Annotated in this window: 14 protein-coding genes, 1 tRNA gene and 1 pseudogene; 6 read left to right on the top strand and 10 right to left on the bottom strand. The window is 61.6% G+C overall.

The genetic code is table 11. From position 1 onward, the window contains the following. The first annotated feature begins 432 nt into the window (after window positions 1–432). Both ACZZ0K_RS09220 and ACZZ0K_RS09225 read left to right on the top strand, forming a co-directional pair. Window positions 433–1,536 carry a substrate-binding domain-containing protein gene (locus tag ACZZ0K_RS09220; protein WP_217878331.1) on the top strand — a complete coding sequence of 368 codons (1,104 nt, stop codon included), beginning with the start codon at window positions 433–435 and terminating at the stop codon, window positions 1,534–1,536. 172 nt (window positions 1,537–1,708) lie between these two features. Then, window positions 1,709–14,194: a filamentous haemagglutinin family protein gene (locus ACZZ0K_RS09225; RefSeq protein WP_258706785.1), complete on the top strand. Its 12,486-nt coding sequence runs from the start codon at window positions 1,709–1,711 to the stop codon at window positions 14,192–14,194. Between the two features lie 56 nt (window positions 14,195–14,250). Here ACZZ0K_RS09225 and ACZZ0K_RS09230 read toward each other — a convergent pair whose 3' ends face one another. The 9 genes and pseudogenes from ACZZ0K_RS09230 to ACZZ0K_RS09270 all read right to left on the bottom strand — a co-directional run bounded on the left by ACZZ0K_RS09230 (window position 14,251) and on the right by ACZZ0K_RS09270 (window position 20,895). Continuing rightward, entirely contained in the window at window positions 14,251–14,529 is a 279-nt protein-coding gene (locus ACZZ0K_RS09230) for a type II toxin-antitoxin system RelE/ParE family toxin (protein ID WP_353187844.1), read from the bottom strand. Further along, complete coding sequence (relB, locus tag ACZZ0K_RS09235; RefSeq protein WP_056789559.1) at window positions 14,510–14,704, bottom strand: type II toxin-antitoxin system RelB family antitoxin; 195 nt, start codon at window positions 14,702–14,704, stop codon at window positions 14,510–14,512. The genes ACZZ0K_RS09230 and relB overlap by 20 nt, the downstream gene beginning before the upstream one ends. 230 nt (window positions 14,705–14,934) lie before the next feature. Beyond that, window positions 14,935–15,153 carry a hypothetical protein gene (locus ACZZ0K_RS09240; RefSeq protein WP_056789562.1) on the bottom strand — a complete coding sequence of 73 codons (219 nt, stop codon included), beginning with the start codon at window positions 15,151–15,153 and terminating at the stop codon, window positions 14,935–14,937. A 107-nt stretch (window positions 15,154–15,260) separates the two neighbouring features. Then, window positions 15,261–16,939: pseudogene (locus tag ACZZ0K_RS09245) on the bottom strand (MFS transporter). A 157-nt stretch (window positions 16,940–17,096) separates the two neighbouring features. Then, a complete protein-coding gene (gene phnE, locus ACZZ0K_RS09250) occupies window positions 17,097–17,864 on the bottom strand; it encodes a phosphonate ABC transporter, permease protein PhnE (protein WP_016774956.1) in 768 nt (255 codons plus the stop codon). Next, window positions 17,861–18,688, bottom strand: coding sequence for a PhnE/PtxC family ABC transporter permease (locus ACZZ0K_RS09255; RefSeq protein ID WP_252884319.1), 828 nt, complete (start codon window positions 18,686–18,688; stop codon window positions 17,861–17,863). The genes phnE and ACZZ0K_RS09255 overlap by 4 nt, the downstream gene beginning before the upstream one ends. Further along, window positions 18,682–19,479 carry a phosphonate ABC transporter ATP-binding protein gene (locus ACZZ0K_RS09260; RefSeq protein WP_252878308.1) on the bottom strand — a complete coding sequence of 266 codons (798 nt, stop codon included), beginning with the start codon at window positions 19,477–19,479 and terminating at the stop codon, window positions 18,682–18,684. The genes ACZZ0K_RS09255 and ACZZ0K_RS09260 overlap by 7 nt, the downstream gene beginning before the upstream one ends. Further along, window positions 19,476–20,339, bottom strand: coding sequence for a putative selenate ABC transporter substrate-binding protein (locus ACZZ0K_RS09265; protein ID WP_056789576.1), 864 nt, complete (start codon window positions 20,337–20,339; stop codon window positions 19,476–19,478). Before ACZZ0K_RS09265 ends, ACZZ0K_RS09260 begins: the two co-directional genes overlap by 4 nt. 157 nt (window positions 20,340–20,496) lie before the next feature. Further along, window positions 20,497–20,895, bottom strand: coding sequence for a RidA family protein (locus ACZZ0K_RS09270; RefSeq protein WP_041480136.1), 399 nt, complete (start codon window positions 20,893–20,895; stop codon window positions 20,497–20,499). 113 nt (window positions 20,896–21,008) lie between these two features. Between ACZZ0K_RS09270 and ACZZ0K_RS09275 the strand changes: the two genes are divergently transcribed. The 3 genes from ACZZ0K_RS09275 to ACZZ0K_RS09285 all read left to right on the top strand — a co-directional run bounded on the left by ACZZ0K_RS09275 (window position 21,009) and on the right by ACZZ0K_RS09285 (window position 24,307). Further along, window positions 21,009–21,902, top strand: a complete 894-nt coding sequence (locus ACZZ0K_RS09275) for a LysR family transcriptional regulator (RefSeq protein ID WP_252882141.1) — start codon at window positions 21,009–21,011, stop codon at window positions 21,900–21,902. Between the two features lie 118 nt (window positions 21,903–22,020). After that, window positions 22,021–23,181 (top strand): radical SAM protein, encoded by a 1,161-nt coding sequence (locus ACZZ0K_RS09280; protein ID WP_258706784.1) that lies wholly within the window; start codon window positions 22,021–22,023, stop codon window positions 23,179–23,181. A gap of 115 nt (window positions 23,182–23,296) precedes the next feature. Next, window positions 23,297–24,307: a GlxA family transcriptional regulator gene (locus tag ACZZ0K_RS09285; RefSeq protein WP_177342730.1), complete on the top strand. Its 1,011-nt coding sequence runs from the start codon at window positions 23,297–23,299 to the stop codon at window positions 24,305–24,307. Between the two features lie 219 nt (window positions 24,308–24,526). Here ACZZ0K_RS09285 and ACZZ0K_RS09290 read toward each other — a convergent pair whose 3' ends face one another. Next, window positions 24,527–25,561, bottom strand: a complete 1,035-nt coding sequence (locus ACZZ0K_RS09290; protein ID WP_252878305.1) for an alpha/beta fold hydrolase — start codon at window positions 25,559–25,561, stop codon at window positions 24,527–24,529. A 307-nt stretch (window positions 25,562–25,868) separates the two neighbouring features. Between ACZZ0K_RS09290 and ACZZ0K_RS09295 the strand changes: the two genes are divergently transcribed. Continuing rightward, window positions 25,869–25,943, top strand: a tRNA-Gln gene (locus ACZZ0K_RS09295). Window positions 25,944–25,965: the final 22 nt, after the last annotated feature.

Genomic DNA, 25,965 nt, shown 5'->3' on the forward strand with positions numbered 1-25,965 from the left:
CGCTGGCAAGCCAGCTCCCACAGGTATTTGTGTTGTACCCCAGATTGCATTAACAACACTGCACCCCTGTGGGAGCTGGCTTGCCAGCGATGAGGCCGGTCAGGGCAATAAATCATTCAGTTTTTTTCACCACTCTCATCACCACCCGAGCCCCAATCCGCCCGTCCTCGGGTTCTCCATTCTGTCATCTGCAACCATCCGCCAACGGCTCCAGCCCGATTCAGCCAAACCCCCGATCCAGACATGCCGCGACGCCGCGCAAACACCCGAGAAATCCGCGCAAAAAACGCCCCGCAGCTCCCGAGGTTTTTCCTTTATCTGTCACCGGAAGCTGCGAATTTCTCCCTGCGGCTCCACTGCGGTGGACCCTCCCGGTGTCATGCAAGCCTTCCGAAACCTGTGTTCCAAACCAAGTTGAAAAGGAGATTCTTCATGTTCAAGCGCACTCTGATCGCCGCCTCACTGACCGTCGCCGCTCTGGCTTCCGCCCAGGCCATGGCCGTAACCGGTGGTGGCGCCTCGCTGCCTGCCGCGCTGTACAAAGGTTCTGCCAACAGCATCCTGCCTGCCAACTTCAGCTACGCCGTGACCGGTAGCGGCATTGGCAAAAGCGCTTTCCTGACCAACAACGCCGCCCAGTTCAGCACCACCGGTACTGTGCACTTTGCCGCTAGCGACTCGATCCTCAGCGCTTCGGAACTCAGCACCTACACCACCAACTTCGGTGCTTCGTACGGCCCGCTGATCCAGCTGCCATCGGTGGCCACTTCGGTTGCCATTCCGTACAAAAAATCCGGTCAGACCGCGCTCAACCTGACCAGCGCTCAACTGTGCGATGCGCTCTCGGGCACCGCCACCACTTGGGGCGCTCTGCTGGGTAACGCCGACAGCACGCCGATCCGTGTGGTTTACCGCAGCGTGTCCAGTGGCACCACTGAAATCCTCAGTCGCCACCTGAACGCCGTTTGCCCAGGCAAATTCGCCGTCAACTCCACCTTCACCAACGCTCGTCTGCCGGCCGGTTCCGCGCTGCCATCGACTTGGGTCGGCGTAGCCAACACCGCTGATGTGGCCACTGCGGTGAACGCCGTGGACGGTTCGATCGGCTATGTGGGTCCAGACGGCGTGAACGCCACCAGCAACGCTGTGGTTGCCCGCGTCAATGGCGTCCAGCCAACCAACGCTAACGTGACGCTGGCGCTGAGCACTGCACCGGTGCCAAGCGCACCTGCCAACCCGGCTGGCTGGGCCCCGGTCGTGCCTAACCCGGCAAGCGGTTACCCGATTGTGGCTTACACCAACTTCATCTTCGGCCAGTGCTACAAAGATGCAGCCGTGGCCACCGCCGTGCGCAACTTCCTGACCACCCACTACAGCAACCCGGGCAACAACGTCGCCACCGTCGCCCACAGCTTCACGCCGGTTCCCAACAACTGGAAAACCGCTGTGACCGCCAACTTCATCACCAACACCTCGGGCAATAACCTGGACATCAACAACGCCAACGCCTGCAACGGCATTGGTCGTCCTTTGTAAGCCTTGTCTAAACTGCAATGAAACGGCAGCAGCCTTCGGGCTGCTGTTTTTTTGCCGATTTACTCCTCGAACATGAAGTTTGTGTGACATCCGTTCGGTCGTGAGGCTCGCCAACTGCCTATGTCGTAACAGCAGGGCTGATCCGACCTGCCACCCAAAAGGACCTGTAGTGATGCTTGCTCGCACCTCCCGTCACAGTAACCGTATTCGGCCGATCAAACGTGGCGCGGGCGATCCCGCACAGTGGCTGCTCAAGCCATTGGCGCAAGCCGTCGCCTTGTGTCTGGTGGCGGGCAGTGCCGAGGCGGCGACAGCGTTCAGTTCCACCTGGTTTGCCGCGAAGGGCTCAGCGCAGCAGGCTTCGGCGTCGCGTCCGGGTGGTAGCGGTCTGCCGGGGATGACCCCACCGCTGGCACAGCAGCAACGGGCCAGCCAGCAGTTGCAGCGCTCTTTGCAGACACTCAATAACACCGTGGCAGCGATTGCCGCTCAGCAGGCCGCACAAGCCGCTGGACGTGCCGCCGCATTGGGCAGTGTGCAAGTGGTTCCGGACGGATTGGGCGAGGGCGGCCTGAAGGTCGATAACAGCCTGAGCCAGGGCTGGATGAACGCCAAAGGCCCGCAACAAACCCAGGCCGACGGCAAGACCACGGTGAAGATCGAGCAGACCGCCGACAAGGCGATTCTCAATTGGGAAACGTTCAACGTCGGCCGCAATACCACAGTGGAATTTGCCCAGCAGGCCAACTGGGCGGTGCTCAATCGCGTCAACGATCCGAGCGCACGGGCCAGCCAGATTCAGGGGCAGATCAAAGCGGACGGCACGGTGATGCTGATCAACCGCAACGGCATCGTCTTCAGCGGTGGCAGCCAGGTCAATGTGCGAAATCTGGTAGCGGCAGCCGCGAACATGACCGATGCACAATTTCGCGATCGGGGTCTGTATTTCGACAGCACCGGCAGTCAGCCAACCTTTACCGACGCTGCTGGCAAAGTCCTGGTGGAGCGTGGCGCAGCCATACAAACGCATCAACCTGCGCTCTCCACCGACGCCGGCGGCTATTCCTTGCTGCTCGGCCAGGACGTGCAGAACGACGGCTCGATCAGTACGGCCAAGGGTCAGACGGTGCTGGGTGCGGGGGACCGTTTCTATATCCGCAAGGGTTCGGGCACCGACGGCAATGGTTATTCAACCACCTTCGGCAGTGAGGTCATTCCCGGTTTCAAGGCTGACAGCTCGGGCAAAGTCAGCAACACCGGCCTGATCCAGGCATCCACCGGCGACATCACCCTGACCGGCCGCGATGTTGTGCAAAACGGTGTGCTGCTGGCGAGCACTTCGGTGGCGACGCGCGGCACCGTGCATTTGCTCAATCCGGCCAGCGATGCCCAAGGCCGTGTGACCCTGGGCGAAAATGGCGTCAGTGCGATTCTGCTCGACAGCAGTGATCTCACCGCCCTGGACAGCCAGCGCGAGGCGGCGCTGACCGGCGTCAATGCCAACAACCGGATCCGCAGCGATCAGTCACGCATCGACATCGGCAGCGGCGGCACCGTCGAATTCAAAAGCGGCTCGATCACCCTTGCCACCGGTGGGCAGGTGGCGGTTGCCGCCGGACAGCGCAGTCTATTGCGCGAGGGGGCGGTGATCGACGTGTCCGGCGCCCTCGGCGTCAAAGTGGCGATGGCAAACAACAACATCAAGATCAACGTCCAGGGCAACGAGCAGCGTGATGCGCCGGTCAATCGCGAGAACGGCGCGCTCAACAGTAACGACATCTGGGTCGATGTCCGTGAGCTGGTATTCGTGCCGGCGGGCACCAACGGTTACGCCACCGACCGCTGGTACACCGCCGGTGGGTTGTTGGAGGTCGGCGGATACCTCGGCACTCAGGGCCATGGCGTTGGTGAATGGATGGCGCAGGGCGGTGAGGTGCGGTTTTCCGGAAAGGACGTGATCAGCGAAAAAGGTTCGCTGATCAATGTGTCCGGCGGCACGCTTGATGTGCAGGGCGGCGAGATTCGCCAGAGCTGGCTGCGCGGTGCGGACGGGCGCTTATACGAAGTGTCGCGTGCGCCGGGCGATATTCTCTACAACGGTCTTTACAAAGGTTACGAAAGTCACAGCGAGCGCTGGGGCCAGACGGATTATTTCTATAGCCCGCTGATCGCGCCGACGCGTCGCCAGGAGGCGGGGTACACCGTTGGACGGGATGCCGGCCAGTTGGTGATCGCCACGGGCAACGCCGTGCTGGAAGGCCAGCTGTTGGGTGAGGTGTTTCAGGGCGAACGGCAAATCCAGGCACCGCGGGCAGGTCTGGACGGCTATGCCCAGACCCAGACCGCCCGGGCGCGGCGAGGGCAGTTGGTGGTTGGCAGTTACGATGCTGCTTATGTCGCTGCCAGTGCTGGCCTGCTCTATCAACTCGACCCGTTGCTCGATCAGGTGCAAGTGGGGGGCGCGCATGCCAGCGTAGCGAACGCAGGGCTGACCGACGCGGTCGCGGCAGAACGCGCAGGCAAACTGTTCCTCAATGCCGGGCTGCTCAATGGTTTCGCGCTGGGCGCGCTGAAGATCTCGGCAAAAAACACGATTGAAGTCAATGAAGGCGTGACGGTGGATCACGGTGGCAACATCACCCTGTTCAGCCCTGACGTGCAGGTCAATGCCGATCTGATTGCGCAAGGCGGCAGCCTGCAATTGGGCAACGTTTTGAACCAGCTCGCCACCGATCGGCGTGATGACACCAGTCTCCAGGTATCAGCAGGCAAGCAAGCGCGAGTGACGGTTGCGCAGGGTGTGCAGCTGCAGACACGCGGTCTGTGGCGCAACCTGTCGAGTAACCCGGACGACGTGGGCGGCCTGGCGTACCTCAATGGCGGGACGGTGTCGATCCGCAGTACCGGCGACATTCTGCTGGCCAGTGGCAGTCTGGTCGATGTTTCGTCGGGCGGTGCGGTATTGGCCAACGGCAAGACGCGTGGCGGCAAGGGTGGCGACGTGACGCTTGAATCCAGCGCCAACAGTGCGCCAGGCCTGTCGCGCATGGTGCTCGATGGCGAGGTGCAGGGCTATGGCGTGAACGGCGGCGGCACCTTGACCGTGCAGGCCAGCAAGGTGCGGATCGGCGCTTCCGGCGAAGTGTCCGAAGAACAGACCCTGCGCCTGACGCCGGAGCTGTTCCGCACGGGGTTCAGCGCCTACAACATCATCGGTCTGAAGGGGCTGGAGGTCGCCGCGCAAAGCGCGATCGATGTGCAGATGCCGGTCTATCGATTTGGCGAATCCGCCTCGACCATTGTCTCCGGTATGTCGCCGCGCGCTGCGCTGGAGCTATGGACGCCCGCGTTATTTCAGGAAGACCCGCTCAAGGGCGTCTTGACGCAAAGGGCCGGCGCTTCTGTCGCATTGCAGGCCGGCGCGACGCTTGCTGGCTTGATTGATCCCGCCAGCAGTCCGTTGTCGATTGGCGAAGGCTCACGGATCAGTGTCGATCCCGGCCAGCGCATCGGTTTGCGCGGGGCAGGCCAGATCACGCTTGATGGTGAACTCAACGCCTGGGGCGGTATTGTCGATATCCGTCAACAGCAGTTCGGCGCGATTGATGTGGCGACGTCCTTGCAAGAGGCCGATCCGACCCCGCACAACCGTTCGATCTGGATCGGTGAACATGCCTTGATCGATGTTGCCGGTCGGGCAGCGACCGCTGTCGATGCGCTGGGCCGCGTCTACGGCCAGGTTGGCAAGGGTGGCTCGATCATTGTCGGTGGCGAGATTGATGTGAAGAAAATCACGGCGACCGCTGCCGACGCTTACGTCATCATCCGCCAAGGTGCGCGACTGGAAGCGTCCGGTGCGCAAGCCGTGCTCGATAGCGGTGGGCAAGGCCCCGCTCGTGTGGCCACCGATGGCGGACGGATCACCCTGAGTTCCTACAACGGTCTGTTCATCGAGGGCAGTCTGCAGGCCAATGCTGGCGGTGCAGGTGCGGCGGGCGGGCGTCTGGAGATCGCTCTGGATACACCGGCGTACGGTCCCGCGAACTTGAGCAATGCGGTGCGCGTGCCACGTGAAATGATCATTGCCCAAGGGCCAGCGCCGGCACTGCCGCAGCCGCTGCGAGCCGGTGAGGCTTCGCCACTTTTACGCTACGGGCGTACACGCTTGAGTGCCGATCAGCTGATGAGCGGTGGCTTCGACAGCGTGAGTCTGCTGAGCAACGGTCTGATGACGTTCGACGGCGATGTCGACCTGCATATGGGGCAGGGCCTGAGCCTGTTCGCCGGTTCTCTTTCATTGGCCGAGTCGGCGAGTGACAGCGCCCGGGTCAACCTCAGCGCACCTTACCTGCGCCTGTCAGGGCTGGGCACCTATTTGAGCTCGGAAGTCAAAGTGCGTCCGCGGGTGATGAGCAATCCGACAGCGCAGTTGTCCGGCGCGCAATTCACCGCCAGCGCGAACCTGCTGGACGTGGGCAACTCGCTTTCATTCGGCACCGAAGGGACTCTCGTGCAATCGGCCGCACCGGCGCTGGCGGTCAGCCGCCGTGGCTTTGGTCTGGTCACGCTCGACAGCCAGGGCGACCTGCGCTTCCTCGCGCCAACCGATGAACAGCAGCGCAGCCGTCTGTGGACTGCGGGTGACATGCACATGCGGGCTGCGCAGGTCTACCCGGCCAGTGGCGTCTCGGCTGAGGTGCGAGTGGGCTATCAAAGTATGGCCGGATCGGTGCCGGAGCATACGTTGCGTATCGGCAATCACGGGGCGGCGCCGACCGCTTTGCCTTACTCGGTGTTCGGCAGCCTGACACTCAGTGCGGGACAGATCGAGCAGGGCGGCGTCATTCGTGCGCCCTTGGGGCTGATATCCCTGGGTGATGACGTCATTGTCAAAACCCGTGAACTTCACCTTCTGCCGGGCAGCGTGACTTCAGTCAGCGCCGCCGGACTGGTCATGCCCTATGGAGGAACCACCGACGGTATCGACTATCGGTACAACGGTAAGTCGGTGATGTTGAATGGCATTGCCGGAGCGACCTCCGGGGTCATCCTTGATGCGCAATACACCAATGTGCAGGCCGGGGCGGTGATCGACCTTTCGGGCGGCGGCGATTTGCGCGGTGCCGGTTTTGTCTCCGGACGAGGTGGCTCCACCGACGCGCGTTTCAATCCGCTGGTACGCAATGCCACCGATGGCACCTTCAGTTTGCCGGGGCTGGCCAATAACCCCGTGTATGCAATCGTGGCCGGTGACCAGAGCCGCTATGCGCCGATGCTGGCCGAGGCCGGCGCGGTCGACCCGCGTATCGGCCAGCAGATCACCCTCGGGACCGGCGTTGCCGGACTGGCACCCGGCACCTACACCTTGTTGCCATCGACCTTTGCCTTGTTACCGGGCGCCTTCCGGGTCGAAATCAATGGTCAAGCGATTGCGGGGCCGATGGACAGTGCGTTGAAGTTGCACAATGGCTCGTGGACCACGGCCGGACAGCTGTCGATTGCCAACACCGGTATCCGCGACAGTTTGCCCAGCCAGGTCATCGTGACGTCTGCCGATGTGCTGCGGCGCTATTCACAGTACAACGAAACCGGGTTCAGCCAATTTGTGCTCAACGATGCTGCCCGCCGGGGTCTGCCGCGCGCCCGCACACCGCTGGACGGCAACACGCTGCACCTGCGCATGGTCAGTGGCGGCGAGCACGACTCAGCCCTGGATTTCAACGGGCAGGTGCTGTTCAAACCTGCCAGCGGCGGGGTCATCGGTACGGCGGTCGTTCAGGGCGGTTATACCGGCGCAGAGTTTGAAATTCTCGGTGCCGGGCATACGCGAACACCAGGGTTCGACGGTGTATCGCTGTACGCCGACACCCTCAACCGCTTGAATGCCGGACGTTTGACCATCGGTGGCACCCCAACCGTGTATTACGGTTCGGAGGGCGGCTCGATCAAGGTGATCGGCAATACCTCGGCGATTCGTCTGCGCGAAGGCGCGATCCTCTCGGCGCCAGAGGTTGTGTTGAGCAGTAACAGCGCCAATGGCGGCATCACCATCGATGCGGGAGCGGGCGTCAATACCTTGGGGCGAGGTAACGTCCCGTATGATGCCGCAGCCGGTTTCGTCTACGAACCGGGGCGCTCCAGCCTGCTGGTGGTGTCCAACGGCTGGACGCCGGTGCTTGCGCCCACCGATGGCGGGGGCGGGAGCATTCGTATCGGCAACTGTCCGACGGCCGATTGCACCGCTGCGGCGTTGCTGTACTCCAACGGCAGCATCATCGCCGCCACTGACAAAGACTTCGAACTGGGCGAAAGCGTGCGCTTTGGCACTCGCCAACTCGGGCTTTCGGTCGGTGTGGTCAATGCCGGCAGTCCGCAAGCACTGGCCGCAGCCAGCGGCCGCACACCCGCGGGCCTGACGCTTAACCAGAACGTGCTGGATCGCCTGTTGCAGGGCGACACGCAATCTGGCGCCCCCGCGCTGGAAACCCTGAGTCTGGTGGCCCGCGATGCGTTCAACTTTTTCGGCAGCGTGACCCTCGACACCATTGATCCGCAGACCGGCCAGAGCCGTTTGCAGAATCTGGTGTTGGGTAGCCCGGCTATCTACGGCTCGGGCGCTGCCACCGATGTCGCGACGATCCGCACCCGCAATCTGATCTGGAACGGGGCGACTCAGGCCCCGGGTACGGTGGTCAAGGACGGCGCCGGCAACGGGCACGGCACGCTGGATATTCAGGCGCAGCGGATCGAATTGGGTTATGGCCCGAACCCGCAGCCCAATGGCCTGGATCGCAATAACCGACTGGCCCTGGGATTTGCCAACGTCAATTTCAACGCCAGCGAGCGCATCACCGCCAACCACAAGGGCAGTCTGGCGGTGTACGAATCCCAAGGAGCTTATGACGCGGTCAAGGGGTTCAGCTACAGCGGCGGCAATCTCAATCTGCGCACGCCATTGCTGACCGGCGAGGCCGCCTCGGTCAGTGAACTCAAGGCGGGCAACAACCTGACTCTGAGTGGTAGCGCCACAACGGCTGCCGCTGATGCCCTCGGTGCGCAACTGAGCCTGACGGCACGCAGTGTTGTGCTCGACAGTCGCATCGTCCTCGCCAGCGGCAAGCTGCTGGTCAATGCCGAGGATGATCTGCTGCTTGGCAGCGGCGCGCAGGTGGACATGGCGGGCCGGGTTCTGCCGTTCAATGATGTGCAGAAATACAGCTGGGGCGGCGACGTGTTGTTGCAGAGCAACAACGGCAATATTCGTCAGTTGGCGGGCTCGCGAATCGATCTGTCCGCCGTCAACAATCAGGCCGGGCAATTAAACGTTGTGGCCCTGGCCACTGACGCTGGACAGGTTGATCTGCAAGGGCAGATTGTCGGCAGCAGCAGTGGCTATTACGACGCGGGCGGTACGTGGGTGCCGTACAAGGCCGCTGGCGTGGACATTCGCGCCCAGCGCCTGGCGGGTGATTTGAGCGAGGCCTTTGCCAGCCTTAACCTGCGCTTGAATGCCGGCGGGGTAGTGGGCAGTCGAAGTTTCCAGTTCAAGCAGGGCAATCTGCGTATCGGTAACGAACTCAAAGCGGGCCAAGTCAATGTCTCGGTGGACAACGGCAACCTGACCGTGGACGGGGTGATCGATGCCAGTGGTGAACGGGTCGGCAGCATTCGCCTTGCCGGCAAAAACGGTTTGAACCTGACGGGCAACGCGCTGCTCGATGCCCATGGCCGCGTACTGCGCGTCGACAGCTACGGCAAAATCATCGACGCACCGAACCGCGCCATGGTTGAACTCAATTCAGGCGACGGCGTGCTGACGCTGGCCGCTGGTGCACGGATTGATCTGCGTCACGGCACCGATGCCGTGCCTGGAAACCAGGCGGGACAACGCGATGACGTGTTGCGTGGGACGCTGGAGCTGAATGCACCGCGCCTGGGCGGCGGTGACATTGCGGTGGATGCCAGCGGTACATTGAGTATTCAAGGTGCCCGCTCCATCGGGCTGAATGCCGTGCGAAGTTACAGTGATGCTGCCGATGGCACCGATCCGGCGGCCAGCGGTCGCCCGTATCAAGTGATCGATCAAGCCTACCTGGATCGCATTCACTCAGACAGCAGCGGCTTTATCGATGCGGCGCTGGGTAACAGTGATCTGCTACAACGCAAACTGGCCGGCCTCAACAATGCGACCTATGCCGATGCGTTTCATCTGCGCCCGGGGGTGGAAATCGTCAGCAAAACCGCTGACGGCGATCTGGTGGTGCAGGGCGATCTCGACTTGTCCGGCTACCGTTACGCCAGCCTCAACCCGCACACTCGCCGGACCTCGGTGTATGGCAGCGGGGAAGCGGGCAGCCTGTTGATCCGTGCCGGTGGCAACCTCGACATCTACGGCAGCATCAACGACGGTTTCGCACCGCCGCCGGAAACCGTGGACGACGCTGGCTGGAAACTGTTGCCGGGGATACAGCCTTTCGGCGGTGACCTGATCGTACCGGGCAGTGGTGTCAGCCTTGCCGAAGGGACGCTCTTTCCGGTTGGCGCCACCTTGAATTACGACCTGCCGATTCAAGCCGCCACACTGGCCGCGGGCACGGTGTTGCCGGTTCAGAGCACTTTGGCCGCACCTTACGTGTTACAGGGTGGAACGGTGCTGGCCGGCGATGTGCATGACGCGGCGGGTAACCTGATGTATGCCGCCGGTACGTTGCTCGACAACGCTGTGACCCTGCCGGCCGGCAGTCGTTTGGGTGCAGGTATTCGCTTGAACAACGCCACCGCACTGCAGGCCCTGCTCTGGCCCAAAGGCGTGCCGCTGCCGGGTGCGGTTGATGCCGACAATAAAACGGTGGGTGTTGTGTTGAACGGAACGTTGGCGCTGTTGCGGGGTTCGCTGATCCCCTCCATGACCAACGTGAAGCTCGCCGATGGCACGGTATTCCTCGACCTGCGTCCTGCCAATGGAAACCAGCAAGGTCGAAACTGGGCGATCGCCAGCATGCTGCCGGCGGGCAGTGCGTCGTGGTCGATGCGCATGGTGGCAGGGGCCGATCTGACCGCGGCCGACAGCCGTAGCGTGAAACCTCAGGCTAGCGTTGGCAACTTGCAGATGGCCGACACTCACTATGGTGTGAGCATGATCGAGGTGGCCGGCAAACTGGTCTGGGCGGTGGATAACGAGTATGGCTTTACACCGTACGAACCGGTTCCCGAGGAATACCTTGTGCTCTGTGATATCGCTCCCGGTTCTTGCGCGCCCATGGCGCGCAGTGTGTGGGCGCCTGGCAACTGGATGGGCATGCCGGATTACACACCGATGAACGATGACGAATTGTTCTGGTGCTCCATCGACCCGGCACTGTGCATTGAAAACAATCCGAGCAAGAGCGCCCAGGCCCACACGCAGATGTTCAGCGTTTTGCGTACTGGCACCGGCGACCTGGACTTGATAGCGGCCGGTAACCTGAGCATGGCTTCACCTTTCGGCGTCTACACCGCCGGCACCCAATCGGCAGACGTCGACGCGCGTTATAACCAGCCCCGCGGAAGGCTGTCGGCTGATGGCTCGGTATTGGGCAGCGCTGGCAGCGATTACGAAAAATGGGTCGATGGCGGCAGTGCCAGCCTCTATCAGGCCTGGTATCCGCAGATGGGCGGTAACCTGACGATCAATGCCGGTGGGTCTGTGTCGGGTGACGTGCTTGGCCGTCGCTCGGTCGCCACGGGCGACGGTACGCGGGAGCAGGTTCCGAGTGTGGCGGTGGGCAATTGGCTCTGGCGCCAAGGTACCGGCAACAACGATGTACCGACTGCCTGGTGGATCAATTTCGGCAGCTACGCTGCGCAGCCATTGCCAGCGCTGGGCGAGGAAACGAGACCTTATCTGGTGGGCTTTACCGGGTTCGGTACGCTGGGCGGCGGCAACATCAGTCTGAGCGCCGGCGGGGATGCTGGCATGCTCAAGACCATGGGCGACGACAGGTATGCGTCGTACCCTCGCAGTCAGGGGTTGATCGTGGCTGTCGGCAGTACGGGCCGCGTGGACAGTGACGGGAACCTGCAACTGACCGGTGGCGGAGATCTGGATATTCGTCTGGGCGGTGTCCTTAATCCGTCTCTGCAGGCACGTGCCGGCCTCGCGGGTACCGGCACGCCGACGCACGACTTGCAGGGCGCGCTCATCAACCTGCGCGGTGCGGCGCAACTGACGGGCGCCGCGTTGGGCGGTATCAATCTGCAGTACGGCGCCTCGGCGCTGTTTCATGACCCACGGGAAACGCGCGCCTTCGACCCGTTCAACTCGACGGCCAGTAATGCCAGTGGTGGGCTGGTGCTGATTCCCGGTGACTCCGGCATGCGCCTCAACACCCGCGGCGATCTGGTGTTGGGTGGCGCCGCCGATCCGGGCCGCGTGAGGTTGCAGAACTCCACACCGTTTACCACGGAGGATGGCATTTACCATGCCGGTGGCGGTTTGAGTGGTTTCTCGCTGTGGACCGATCACACGGCCATCGATTTGTTCTCGGCCGGCGGCAACCTGACGCCCAGCACCCAGTTGATGGAAACCACCGGGCAGGACCCCGTCGCCGGGCTTAACGGGTCACCGACCGATGACCGCTTCGTCTTTCCTTCGATATTGCGTGCCGTGGCCGGCCAGGGCTCGATTTATGCGGGACCATCAGCGGCCTACGGCATAGGCAACCCGGCGCCGGCTCTGGCCTGGTCATTGCTGTTGGCACCTTCCAGCGCGGGGCAGCTTGAACTGATCGCTGGGGATTCGATCTATGCCGGCGGCTACGCCATCAACCAGTCAGGGGCCAGCCCGGCGGCGCTCGCCACACCGTTTGCACCCGCGTTCAATGGCTACGGCAACAACCAGTCCGCTCGGCCGATTACGACCAACGCCGGCAGCGATGGTGTGCTGGCGCAAACCAATTCGCGCTATCCACTGTTTGCCTTTGGTCCCGATAGCTACTCGGGGTTGAGCAGTGTTCAGGGGCCGGCGCGCTTCTATGCACTGACCGGTGACCTGGTAGGAATTCGCACGGGCGAAACGCTGGCGTTCGCGACCACGAAGCGCACCTGGTATGAATCGGCAGGCCCGGTGTGGATGGTGGCGGGGCGTGACATCGTGGCGTCCGGTACCAATTTGGGGCAACCCACGTTTGCGCCCGTTGGGGCCATGGGTCGCAATAACGAACAGATCGCGTCTACCGGCAATCTGTTCGTGCATAACGATGCGCGCGACATTTCGCGGATTTCGGCCGGGCGAGACATTCTCTACAGCAGCTTCGACATTGCCGGCCCGGGTGTTCTGGACGTCAATGCCGGGCGCAATATCCTGATGGAAGATCGCGCCAGCATCACCAGCCTCGGTCCTGTCGTGGCAGGCGATCAGCGCCCCGGGGCGAGCATCGTGATGCAAGCGGGTGCGGGGGCGCAGGGGCCGGATTACTCACGGTTAATTGCGCGTTATCTGAACCCGCAAAACGTCGCGGATTCGGCTGTGGCCCTGAGCGCGCAACCGGGCAAAGTGGTCAAGACCTACGTCGAAGAACTGCAGAGTTGGCTGAGCCTGGGTTATGGCTTCAAGGGTGGCGACGAACAGGCGCAAGCGTTCTTCGCCGCACTTCCAAGTACCGAACAGGCGATCTTCGCCCGCCAGGTGTACTTCGCCGAATTGCGTGCCGGTGGCCTGGAATACACCGATGCCGATGGCCCACGCACTGGCAGTTACCTGCGCGGTCGCAACGCCATTGCGGCGCTGTTCCCGACCACTGATGTCGCCGGCAATCCGATTCGCTACGACGGCGATATCACGATGTACGGCGGCGCCGGGGTCAAGACGCTGTTTGGCGGCGATATCCAGATGCTCACGCCGGGCGGTGGTCAGGTGTTCGGCATCGAAGGCGCGGCGCCGCCGTCGACGGCGGGGATCATCACCCAAGGTTCGGGCGACATTCAGTTGTACTCGCAAGGCAGCATTCTGCTCGGCCAGAGCCGGATCATGACCACCTTCGGCGGCTCGATTCTCGGCTGGTCCGCCGAGGGCGACATCAACGCCGGTCGCGGCTCGAAAACCACTGTGGTCTACACGCCGCCAAAACGTGTCTACGACACCTGGGGCAACGTCACGCTGTCGCCGTCGGTGCCGAGTACCGGGGCCGGTATCGCCACACTCAACCCGATCGCCGAAGTGGCACCGGGCAACATCGACCTGATCGCGCCACTGGGCACCATCGATGCCGGCGAGGCGGGGATTCGCGTCTCCGGCAACGTCAACATTGCCGCGCTGACGGTGGTCAACGCCGCGAACATTTCGGTGCAGGGCAAGGCAACCGGCGTGCCGGTGGTGTCGGCGGTGAATACCGGCGCGATCACCTCGGCCAGTTCGGCGGCATCCTCAGCCACCCAAGCCGCCGAAGACGTCGCGCGGCAGCAACAGGCAGCGGCGCGGCAGAACCAAGCCTCGGTATTCACTGTGCAGGTGCTCAGCTTCGGCAACGAGCAACTGGCACCAACGCGCGATGGTGCCAGTCGCGCGCCAGCGACGGGTTATAACCCGGACAGCCCGGTGCAGGTGCTGGGCGCCGGGGCATTGGATGAACAGGCTAAGCAGCAGCTGACCGAGGAGGAGCGTGGGCAGCTGACGTTGTAAAAGGCTCTCGTGCAGTACGTTTGGGCGGCCGGTTGGCCGCCTTTTTTTATGAATGGTTATGGATATTTTTTACGGGCGTGCAACACCGTCAGAATTTTGATGTGGTCTGTCACCTGATAGACCAGTAAATAATTCGAGTTGATGACCATTTCGCGAGTGCCCGGTATTCGGCCGGAGCGGAAACCATGCGGTATCCAGGAAAGCCTTCGCGCTGCGGCGCTGAGCCTTTGGTGCAGTGCAACTGAAGCGACAGTGTTGCGTTGTTCTACGTATTCGATGATGTCAGCCAGGTCTCCAAGAGCCGGTTTACTCCAGCTAACCGGCAGCGCGTCGATTCTTGCGTCTCTCTTCCAGCATCTGACCTAGCAGCACCATTGCCTCATCGTGGGGAATAGGCGGACGTGGATCATCAAGTGCGGCTTGTACCTTGGCGCGATACCAAAGATCGTAATCCGCAGCCTCTTCTTCGGTTTCGAAGTCTGAAACGATAAGTGAAAGTTCAGCGCTCATCATGACCTCCATGATCAATGTGAAGCAGTCTAAGGGGATGTGGGCTCGTTGTCGTCACTGGCGGGACGAGGGAGACATCATCCGCAAACAGACGATGCAAATCTGTCAGACGCTTCGCTTGTGATGCACGTGAAGTCGATCAGCTGTGTAGTTCAATTCTGTAGGAAATCAGCTTTTGGTCATCGGGCTGACAGCCGCCGCTCAAAGCTGCGGCCACAGCCACGCTGCACTCAGTTACCGTCTGCAACCTTACGCTCGATCTCATCGACTTTGCGCTGTAGCTCTTCAGCTTCCTGCTCTTTGACCCGAGTGGAAGACGGCGTGATGATTTTGTCCACGCCTTCGGTTTTGCCGTCGCGGTCCTGCAGATCGCGCTCGACCACGTTCACCGGTTTGCCGCTGGCATCGGTGGGTGGGGCGTTGGGAGTTTTGTCGTCGTTGGGGTTCATGGCGCTGGCCTCCTGTGGGTGTACACATTGGAGACAGCGCGGCGGCAGACGTTCGAAATTTTTCAGCTGCGAGGCCCTCTCCGGCAGGAGAGGGCGCTGCGGCTTTTTCAGTCCTTGAGAATGTCGCGATCCTTGGTTTCCGGCAGGAAGAACGTGCCGAGTATTGCCGTCGCCACTGCAATCACGATCGGGTACCAGAGCCCGTAGTAGATATCGCCGGTGGCCGCGACCATGGCGAACGCCACGGTCGGCAGGAAGCCGCCGAACCAGCCGTTGCCGATGTGGTAGGGCAGCGACATCGACGTGTAGCGGATGCGCGTCGGGAACAGTTCGACCAGCCACGCGGCGATCGGGCCATAAACCATGGTCACGTAGATCACCAGCACGGTGAGCAGGAGCAGCATCATCGGGTAATTGATTTTCGCCGGGTCGGCTTTTTCCGGATAACCGGCGTCTTTCAACGCTGCGCCGAGGCTGGCGGTGAAGGCGTCGTTGCGGGCCTTGAAGTCGGCGGCGGTGAGGGCGCTGCCTTCGAAGCTCTCGACAACGCGGTCACCGATGCGCACCTGCGCGACGGTGTTCGGTTCGGCGGCGACGTTCTCGTACGGGATCGCGCGTTTCGCCAGCAAGGTTTTCGCCAGGTCACAGGAGCTGGTGAATCTGGCCTTGCCCACCGGATCGAACTGGAACGAACACTGATCAGGATTGGCGATCACTTTGACCGGATTTTTTCCTGAGCGACGAACACGTCCGGGTTGCCGTACTGGGTCAGCGCAGTAAAGATCGGAAAGTAGGTCAAAGCAGCCAGAATGCACCCGGCCATGATGATCGGTTTGCGCCCGATGCGATCGGACAGGCTGCCGAAAATCACGAAGAACGGTGTGCCGATCAGTAGCGATCCGGCGATCAGCAGGTTGGCGGTCTGCGCGTCGATCTTCAATGTTTGCAACAGGAAGAACAGCGCATAGAACTGCCCGGTGTACCAGACCACTGCTTGCCCGGCGGTGCCGCCCAGCAGCGACATGATCACCACTTTGAGATTGTCCCAGCGCGCAAAGGATTCGGTCAGCGGTGCTTTCGAGGCCTTGCCTTCGTCCTTCATTTTCTGGAACACCGGCGACTCGCTCAGTTGCAGGCGGATGTACACCGACACGGCCAGCAGAATGATCGACAGCAGAAACGGAATCCGCCAGCCCCAAGCCTCGAACGCCTCGTTACCCAGCGCGGTGCGACAGGCGAGAATCACCAGCAGCGACATGAACAGACCGAGGGTGGCGGTGGTTTGAATCCACGAAGTGAAAAAGCCACGGCGGTTGCGTGGCGCGTGCTCGGCGACGTAGGTCGCCGCGCCGCCGTATTCACCACCCAGCGCCAGGCCTTGCAGCAAGCGTAGGGTGATCAGAATCACCGGGGCAGCGACGCCGATGGTGGCGTAGCCGGGCAGGAGACCGACGATTGCGGTGGACACGCCCATGATCACAATGGTGATCAGAAACGTGTGCTTGCGCCCGATCATGTCACCCAGACGCCCGAAGACGATGGCGCCGAACGGCCGCACCGCAAACCCGGCGGCGAAGGCCAGCAGGGCAAAGATGAATGCGGTGGTTTCGTTGACGCCGGCGAAGAAGTGTTTGGCGATGATCGCCGCCAGCGAGCCGTAGAGGTAAAAGTCGTACCACTCGAAAACCGTGCCCAGCGAGGAAGCGAAGATGACCTTGCGCTCCTCCTTCGTGATACCGCCGCTGCGGGGCGGTGTGCCGGTGGATGCTGTGTCGATTGTGGCCATGGGTGTTCTCCGTCGTGCTTATTGTTGTAGGCCGGAGTCCCCCGTTACTGCCTGTCGCACTCTGGCCCGTTGGCATCTGCCGCCGTTGCTCTAGCGTGAAGCTTGCACAGTCTGAAGCCCGGAAGCATAATCAGCTTTTGCCAGATATCCACTCGGCCTACGCTTTGACCCAACGCTGCCGGCTCCAGGCGCTCAACCAATCGACCAGAAACACCAGCAACAGCATCGCCAGAATCACCGTACTGGCCTGGGCTTCCTGGAACAGACTCAAGCTGACATACAGCATCTGGCCCAGGCCGCCAGCACCGACAAAGCCCAGCACGCTGGCCATGCGGATGTTGTTTTCCCAGCGATACAGGCAGTAGGCGAGCAGTTGCGGGGCAAGGTTAGGCAGGGTGCCGTAGCAGAACGCGAGGATCGGATTGCCGCCCTGCAAACGGATCGCCTCGGCCGGTTGTGGCGGAGTGTTTTCCAATGCTTCGGCAAATAGCCGACCGAGCACCCCAGTGGTGTGCAGGGCAAGGGCGAGGGTGCCGGCGTTCGGTCCGAGACCGGCGGCAAGCACCATCAGCGCCGCCCAAACCAGCTCTGGAATCGCCCGCAAGCCGTTGAGCAGCAGGCGCGCCGCACTTTGCAGCGGCCAGCCGAAACGCCCGGCAGCGGGCAGCGCGAGAACGATGCCGAACAGTGCCGCAAGCAGGGTGCCCAACGCGGACATGGCCAGGGTTTCCAGCGAACCGTGGGCAATGGCTTTCAGGTAACCGGCGCTCAAGTCGGGACTTAGAAAGCGCTGCACGTAACTGCCCATCTGCTTGAGGCTGTTGGCGCTGCCGAGTTCGGCGAGATCCAGTTCCAGATAGGCAAAAGAGGCGACCACCGCGACCGCAATGGCGGCGAGCAGCAGCAGGTTGATCAGGCGCCTCATGCCAGCCTCCAGCGCAGCAAGCGGCTGAGTTGATCAGCGCACAGCACCAGCAGCAGGAACGTCAGCAACATGCTGGCGACTTCACCGCCGGCAAACATGCGGATCGACAGGTCGATCTGTTGCCCCAGCCCACCGGCACCAACAAAGCCCATCACCACTGAGGCACGGATCGCGCACTCCCAGCGATACACCGTGTACGAGAGCAGTTCGGCGGCGACATTCGGCAGCGTGCCGTAGGCAAACGCCGCCAGTCGACCGCTGCCGGCCTGCAACAATGCGTGCGCCGGGCGCTGGTCGGTGGATTCGAAAATTTCTGCGTAGACCTTGCCGAGCATGCCGCTGTAGGTGATGGCGATGGCCAACACGCCAGCCGCCGGGCCGAGGCCGACCGCGCGCACAAACAACAGTGCCCAGACGATCTCCGGCACGCTGCGCAGAAAGATCAGCAAGCCACGCACCGGCCAGCGCAGCAAACGCCCGGGCAGGCTCGGCACGCCGCCCCGGGACGCCGCCGAGAGCGACAGCGCGCGGCTCGCGATCAGGCTCGCCGGCACCGCCAGCAGCAACGCCAAGGCAATTCCCGCCGTGGCAATCGCCAGGGTTTGCAGGGTGGCTTTGAGCAACAGTTGCAGGAACGCTTGATCGTGCGCCGGCGGCCAGAATGCCGAAACAAAACGGCCCATTTCGTTCTGGCTATCGGCCTGAAACAACACGCCCAAGTCCAGTTCGCTGAGCTGAATGCCCGGCCACAGCAGGGCCAGCGCCAGCAATGTCAGCAACAATCGCGGCCACGCCGCAGGGTCCCGTGAATCGGCCTTCAGCATCGCGGAATCTGCACAATCAAAGGCGCGACCGCTGGTGCAGGCGATTGCAGTTGTTCATTGGCGTACAGCGCATCGAGTTTGTCGCGGCTGACTTCAGCAGAAGGGCAATCGAAAAGAATCTGCCCGTCGCGCAAACCGATGATCCGTGGAAAGTGCGCCAGCGCCAGGTCCACCGCGTGCAGGCTCGCCACCAGCGTGACGTTGTGCTCACGGGCGTGGCGCGACAGGATCGACAGCGTGTGGCCGGCAAGCACCGGGTCCATGGCCGAGACAGGTTCGTCGGCAAGCAATATTTCCGGCGCCTGATACAGCACTCGCGCAATGCCGACGCGCTGCAATTGCCCGCCGGACAACTGCTGGCAATGGGCGAAGAGTTTGTCGCCCAGATCCAGCCGCGCCAACGCCGCGCGAGCGCCCGCCACATCCAGTGGATGCAGCAGGTTCAGCAGACTTTTGCCCAGACTCCACTGACCGAGCTTGCCGGCCAGCACCGCCGTAATGACCCGCTGACGCGGCGGAATCGGCGGCGCCTGATGCACCAGGCCGATGCGCGCACGCAGGCGCTGCCGCTGGTGCGCCGACAAATGCCAGGCGCGTTCGCCGAGCACTTCGATGTCGCCACTGCTGGGCTTGAGCGCGGTGGCCAGCAGATTGAGCAGGCTCGACTTGCCAGCGCCGGACGGGCCGATGATTGCGACCTGTTCGCCAGCGCCAATCTGCACGTCGATGTTACGAAGGGCATCGACGCCATTCGCATGGCGCAGGCTGCCCTGGGTGAGGCGTAGGGTCATTTCAGCAGTTCGGCAGCGCGGGCGGCTTCCTCGATGCCCTTGTAGTTCTCGGGCTTGGTCTCGATGAAGCGACTGGCGGCCTGCAGATCGAGGATCTTCTTCTGCTCAGGATTGGCCGGGTCGAGGTCGAGGAAGGCTTGCTTGATCTTCGCGGCCAGCTTCGGATCAAGGGTGCCGCGCACGGTCCAGTTGTAATCGAAGTAGGTCGGGGTGGTGGCGAAGACTTTGACTTTGCTGGTGTCGACTTTGCCGGCGTCGACCAGTTTCTGCCAGACGCTGGCGTTCAATACACCAGCGTCGACCTTGCCGGCCTGCACCCAGGCAACGGTGGCGTCATGCGCGCCGGAGTAGGCGACGCGGCTGAAATAGCCTTCAGGCTTGATGCCGTCGTTTTTCAGCATGAAGTAACGCGGCATCAGGCTGCCCGAGGTGGACGACACCGAACCGAAGGCGAAGGTTTTGCCCTTCAGATCGGCGAGGCTTTTCACGTTCGGGTCGGCGGTGATGAATTTGCTGGTGAACTGCGCATCCTGTTCGCGCTGCACCAGCGGGATCACAGGTGTAGTGGCGTCGGTCTTCAAACGTGCCTGCACAAAAGTGAAACCGCCGAGCCAGGCCATGTCGAGGCGATCGGTGGCCAGCGCTTCAACCACCGCCGGGTAGTCGGCGACAGGCACAAACTGCACCTTCATGCCCAGTTGCTGTTCAAGATAAGCGCCCAGTGGTTCGAACTTGCGCAGCAGCTCGGTCGGGGCTTCGTCGGGAATCGCGCTGACGCGCAGGACATCAGCGGCTTGCGTCATCAGGGCAGAAAAGGACAGCGCCAGACCGGCGGTGAGGGCGAGGGTACGCTTGAACATAGAATTCTCCGTTTCGTAAGCGTCAACATTCGAAGGGCAGCCGCTACCGGGCGGCGCGCCACGTCAGGGTAGACGAAACGGCGAGGTTATACGCATTCGCGAGGAGATTGGCCAGCCTCCGTGCCGGCGCGGTGTGTCTGTTTGTGTACGGTTGCGGTCAAGCCGCTTCCGGCAGTTTGGCAATCACCTTGATTTCAAAATCGAAACCCGCCAGCCAGGTCACGCCGACAGCGGTGATGGTCGGAAACGGCGCTTCGCCCCAAAACTCCGGCACCACAGTCCAGATCGTTTCGAACGTCGAGTGCGGATCGACCATGAACACGGTGACATCCACCGCATCATCGAAGCTGCAACCGGCCGCAGCGAGGATCGCGTTGAGGTTGTGGAAGGCGGTGCGCACCTGATCGCGCAGATCGGCCTCGGGCGAGCCATCCTCACGGCTGCCGACTTGTCCGGAGACAAACAGGAAACCGTTGGAGCGAATCGCCGGCGAGTAACGGTGACGTTCATACAGGGCGTGGCGGGCGGGTGGGAACACTACATCGCGCTTGGACATGGGGCTGACTCCATCAGTGGTTGATGGAGTGACTTTAGGTATTTGCAGCTGCTGGATAAACGCGCAAGCTTGGCGTTCACTGTTTGCAAATTCCAAACAATCGAGGGGCGCGGATGGACCGGTTCGATGCGATGCAGGCCTTTGCCCGGGTGGTCGAGGCGGGCAGTTTCACCAAAGCTGCCGAAACCCTGCACATGAGCAAGACCACGGTGACGCAACTGGTGCAGCAGCTGGAGGCGCGGCTGCGGGTCAAGCTGCTCAATCGCACTACGCGCAAGGTCAACGTCACTGCCGATGGTGCAGCGTATTACGAGCGGGTGATCAAGTTGCTGGCCGACATGGATGACGCCGAAACCAGCCTGCCCGGTGCCGCCGCACGGCCACGGGGGCGCTTGCGCATCGACGTGCCGAGCCCGTTCGCGCGGCACATTCTGGTGCCGGCGTTGCCGGAGTTTCATGCGCGCTACCCGGACATCCAGATCGACATGGGCGTCAGCGACCGCATCGTCGACATCATCGATGAGAACGTCGATTGCGTGGTGCGCGGCGGTGAATTGCTCGATCAATCGCTGATGGCGCGCAAGCTCGCCAATCTGCCCTTGGGGGTATTTGCCGCGCCGGCTTATCTGGCCCGAGAAGGGACGCCTGAGCACCCGCTGGAACTGCAAGACTCCCATCACCGCGTCGTCGCTTTCCTCTGGGCTCGCACTGGTAAACCTCTTCCGTACACGTTGCACAACGGCACCGAGCGCCTGCAGATCAAGGGCCGGCATGTGCTTGCGGTGGATGACGGCAATGCCTATCTGGCGGCGGGACTGGCGGGCATGGGGGTGCTGTGGTTGCCGACGTATATGGCCGATGCGCATGTCGCGCGCGGAGAGCTCGTGCCGCTGTTTGAGGGCTGGCGCCTGGAAAGCATGCCGCTTTACGTCGCGTATCCGCCGAACCGGCATGTCAGCTTGAAATTGCGGGTGTTTATCGACTGGATTGTGGCGTTAATGGCGTAGGGCTCTGGTGCGCTTATTGCTTTACGTGAAGGCAAGTCGTCAGAAAAACAACCAACCCGGCGACCCGAACGTGCTCGTGATGAGAGGCGCACGTTCGACCCAAGGAGCTATGCGCGTAATGAATATGTACATCGATATCGTCGGCGCCTGCAATCTGAGCTGCCCGTCATGCCCGATGGGTAATTCGGAAAATGCCAATTTCAAGAAAGCCATGCAGCTCGATATGTTCACGCAGATTGTCGACAAGGCACGGCGTGAAGGGGTCAAGGCGATCTTTTTGTACAACTGGACCGAGCCGTTGATTCACCCGCGCATCGGTGAGTTCGTCGAAATCATTAACGCTGCAGGTTTGCAAAGCGGCATCAGCTCCAACCTGAACCTGGCCAAGAACATTGAAAGCGCGATGCTCGCCAATCCCTGGTTCTTCCGTGTCTCCCTTTCCGGGTTCCACCAGGACACCTACCGCCAAGGGCATGTCGGCGGCGACATCGAAGTGGTCAAGCAGAACATGATCAAGCTGCATGACCTCAAGCAGCGTCACGGCCTGAATACGCTCATCGAGGTCTATTACCACCGCTATCTGGATAACCTCGAAGAAGAGGGGCTGATGCGCGAGTTCAGTGAGCGCCTGGGTTTCAATTTCTCCACCGGCTACTCGGTGATGATGCCGCTGGAAAAAACCTTCGCCATCGTCGAAGACGATGCCTCGGTCACCGACACGGACCGGGAAACCCTCAAGCGCCTGGCGTTGCCACCGTATGCAGACCTGGTCAATCTGGTCAAGCAATACCCCAAACAGGCGTGCACCCTGAAAGATGATTGGCTGGTACTCGATTGCAATGGCAATACCGTGCTGTGCTGCACGATTTTCAATCAGGCGGAATACAGCGTCGGCAAGTATCTGGACATGCCGGTGCAGGAATTGATGAGTCGCAAATCCACGCAAAAGAACTGCGTGGACTTGTGCAACCGCTGCGCGAAGAACGGTCTGCACATCTACTCCGCATCGCCCAACAAGGGGCCGCTGGAAAGTCATGCGGTCAATCGCATCATCGACTTTCAACGACGCACGATTCTCGAACAGCCGATCGATAGCGAACGTCTGGGCCGTACAGGTGAAGTCAGCGCCGAGCACTTCGATGAGGAGCAATATTTGCGCCTCAATGCCGACGTAAAGACTGCAATCGCCACAGGCGCCTTCTCCAGTGGCTATCAACACTACGTCCTGTTTGGGCGTCTCGAAGGGCGGCTCGGGGCGGGGTTGAATACGATCGTTTGAGATACCCGGGGCGACGGCCATGGGTTGTTTGAAGGTGTGGCCTGATGACGTGATTGACTCTTTACCGGTTCCGGCCAACTATCGGCGCACAACAATGTGACCGATGGATTGAAACTTGACCGAACGACGCCAATTCAGCGGAGGCATGAAGGGGAAAAACCTCCGCTATCTGAATGAGCAAAGCGATAACGCGCAGTTGACGCGCACCGGTTTTCTGCTGCTCGAACACTTTTCGCTACCGGCCTTTACGCAGACGCTGGACGCCGTGGTGACTACCAATCTGTTGCGCCCGGGGCTGTTTACCTCGCGCACCTTCGGGCTGGGTGAGGGCGAGGTCATCAGCGACCTGGGGCTGGTGATCCGCCCCGATGCGCGTCTGGACTCAGCAGCGCTCGAGGAATTGGATCTGCTGGTGGTCTGCGGCGGTTACCGCACTGAACTGCGAGCGAGCGATGGGTTTGTGCACTTGCTCAAACTCGCGGCGGAGCGGGGCGTCAGTCTGGCCGGGTTGTGGAATGGTTCGTGGTTTCTCGGGCGTGCCGGGTTGCTCGACGGCTACCGTTGCGCGATTCACCCGGAACATCGCCCCGCGTTGACGGAAATTGCCAAGGCTACGCACGTCAGCAGCGAGCCTTATGTGATCGACCGCGACCGTCTCACCGCGTCGAGCCCATCGGGGGCTTTCCACATGGCGCTGGACTGGATCAAAGGCCTGCACGGCAAGGCGCTGGTCGAGGGTGTCGAGGACATTCTGGCGTTTGAGGAATCGCGCTACCGGCGGATCAAGCCGGATGAAAACATCTGCGTCAGCGCGCCGTTGCGGGAAGTGATCAAGCTTATGGACGCCAACCTCGAAGAACCGCTGGAGCTGGAACAATTGGCGGTCTACGCCGGCCGCTCGCGGCGCCAGCTCGAGCGCTTGTTCAAGGAGCAACTGGGCACCACGCCGCAGCGCTATTACCTGGAACTGCGCATCACCGAAGCACGGCGCCTGCTGCAACACACCGAGCTGTCGCAGGTGGAAGTGCTGGTGGCGTGTGGTTTTGTCTCGCCGAGCCATTTCAGCAAGTGCTATAGCTCGTACTTTGGTTATCGGCCTTCGAAGGAAAAACGGCTGGTTAAATAGATCGACCGGTGCAATCCCCAAAAACCCTCACCCCAGCCCTCTCCCAGAGGGAGAGGGAGCCGACCGAGGTATCTTGCGCTGTACATCGACCTGAAAGATGGACGTCGACTTTGGATTCAATACAGCGCTTTCAGGTCGGCGTAAATCTCGAATATCCCCCAATCAGTTCCCTCTCCCTCCGGGAGAGGGCTAGGGTGAGGGGTATTGAGGGCGGGTCTGTCAGAGACGATCAGCATCGATTACAGCTTGCGCAAACGCCGCCGGGCTTTCCTGGGGCAAATTGTGCCCAACCCCACCCTCAATCAACCGGAACTGATATTTCCCGGTAAAACGCTTGGCATAGTCCTCAGGCTTGGGATGTGGCGCACCATTGGCGTCGCCTTCCAGGGTAATCGTCGGCACGCTGATCGAAGGCGCAGTAGCCAATTTTTCTTCCAGCGCGGCATATTTCGCCTCGCCCTGCACCAGGCCCAGCCGCCAGCGGTAGTTGAACACGGTGATTTCGACGTGATCGGGGTTCTGCAACGCTTGGGCGCTGCGGTCGAAAGTGGCGTCGTCGAACTTCCACTGCGGCGAAGCCAGCTGCCAGATCAGTTTGGCGAAGTCGTGGGTGTTCTTTTTATAGCCGGCACGGCCGCGTTCGGTGGCGAAGTAGAACTGGTACCACCACTGCAATTCGGCTTTCGGCGGCAGCGGGTTTTGCCCGGCGGCCTGATTGCCGATCAGGTAGCCGCTGACCGCCACCAGCGCCTTCACGCGCTCTGGCCATAGCGCTGCGACGATGTCCGCCGAACGCGCGCCCCAGTCGTAGCCGCCCAGCACTGCTTGTTTGATTTTCAGCGCGTCCATGAAGTCGATCACGTCGCTGGCCAGCGCCGCAGGTTGGCCGTTGCGCAGGGTGTTTTTGGACAGGAACTGCGTGTCGCCATAACCCCGTGCATACGGCATCAGCACGCGGTAACCCTTGGCCGCGAGCAGTGGTGCGACATCGTCGTAGCTGTGAATGTCGTAGGGCCAGCCGTGCAGCAGGATCACCACCGGGCCATCGGCAGGACCGGTTTCGGCGTAGGCTACGTCGAGCAAGCCAGCCTTGATGTGCTTCAGCGGGCCGAAAGGAGAGGGTGCGGAATAGCTGACGGCGGCGGGTTCTGTGGTTTGCGCCTGAGCGCTGCCGACGGCGCCGAACAGTGACAGCGCCAGGACTGACAAGCCGAGCGCGGCGGTGATTTTAGAGGTGTGCAGAGCCTGTTTCATGCTGACGTCTCCTTTGCGAGCCTGTGGCCAAGGGGCTGGATGAACCCTTGAAACCCTGGGTGCATTGAAGCGTGGCGAGGTATCTGCTCTGTGTCGCCAGAGAGCGTTTTTGCATTGGGTTGTGTAGCAGCGGGGCGCGTACACAGTGTGATACATGGCGATGAAACGGTGAGTTTTCGCGCGAAAATAATAAGTGGCTGTTTTAAAACAAAAAAAATTTTATTTCGGGCTTCCCAAATGAAATGAATGTTGTTAAATTGCGCACCGTTCTCACAGCGATCCTAACGGAGCCGCTGATCAGAGCTACAGGGGCGTCGCCAAGCGGTAAGGCAGCAGGTTTTGATCCTGCCATGCGTTGGTTCGAATCCAGCCGCCCCTGCCATCTACGAAAAAAACGCCAACTT

The sequence above is a fragment of the Pseudomonas sp. AC255 genome (assembly GCF_979258175.1).

What these genes read in the sequence shown, in the direction of transcription:
- ACZZ0K_RS09220 (WP_217878331.1), top strand. Translation starts at nt 433, where the DNA reads ATGTTCAAGCGCACTCTGATCGCCGCCTCACTGACCGTCGCCGCTCTG.
- ACZZ0K_RS09225 (WP_258706785.1), top strand. Translation starts at nt 1,709, where the DNA reads ATGCTTGCTCGCACCTCCCGTCACAGTAACCGTATTCGGCCGATCAAA.
- relB (WP_056789559.1), bottom strand. Translation starts at nt 14,704, where the DNA reads ATGAGCGCTGAACTTTCACTTATCGTTTCAGACTTCGAAACCGAAGAA.
- ACZZ0K_RS09240 (WP_056789562.1), bottom strand. Translation starts at nt 15,153, where the DNA reads ATGAACCCCAACGACGACAAAACTCCCAACGCCCCACCCACCGATGCC.
- phnE (WP_016774956.1), bottom strand. Translation starts at nt 17,864, where the DNA reads ATGAGGCGCCTGATCAACCTGCTGCTGCTCGCCGCCATTGCGGTCGCG.
- ACZZ0K_RS09255 (WP_252884319.1), bottom strand. Translation starts at nt 18,688, where the DNA reads ATGCTGAAGGCCGATTCACGGGACCCTGCGGCGTGGCCGCGATTGTTG.
- ACZZ0K_RS09260 (WP_252878308.1), bottom strand. Translation starts at nt 19,479, where the DNA reads ATGACCCTACGCCTCACCCAGGGCAGCCTGCGCCATGCGAATGGCGTC.
- ACZZ0K_RS09265 (WP_056789576.1), bottom strand. Translation starts at nt 20,339, where the DNA reads ATGTTCAAGCGTACCCTCGCCCTCACCGCCGGTCTGGCGCTGTCCTTT.
- ACZZ0K_RS09270 (WP_041480136.1), bottom strand. Translation starts at nt 20,895, where the DNA reads ATGTCCAAGCGCGATGTAGTGTTCCCACCCGCCCGCCACGCCCTGTAT.
- ACZZ0K_RS09275 (WP_252882141.1), top strand. Translation starts at nt 21,009, where the DNA reads ATGGACCGGTTCGATGCGATGCAGGCCTTTGCCCGGGTGGTCGAGGCG.
- ACZZ0K_RS09280 (WP_258706784.1), top strand. Translation starts at nt 22,021, where the DNA reads ATGAATATGTACATCGATATCGTCGGCGCCTGCAATCTGAGCTGCCCG.
- ACZZ0K_RS09290 (WP_252878305.1), bottom strand. Translation starts at nt 25,561, where the DNA reads ATGAAACAGGCTCTGCACACCTCTAAAATCACCGCCGCGCTCGGCTTG.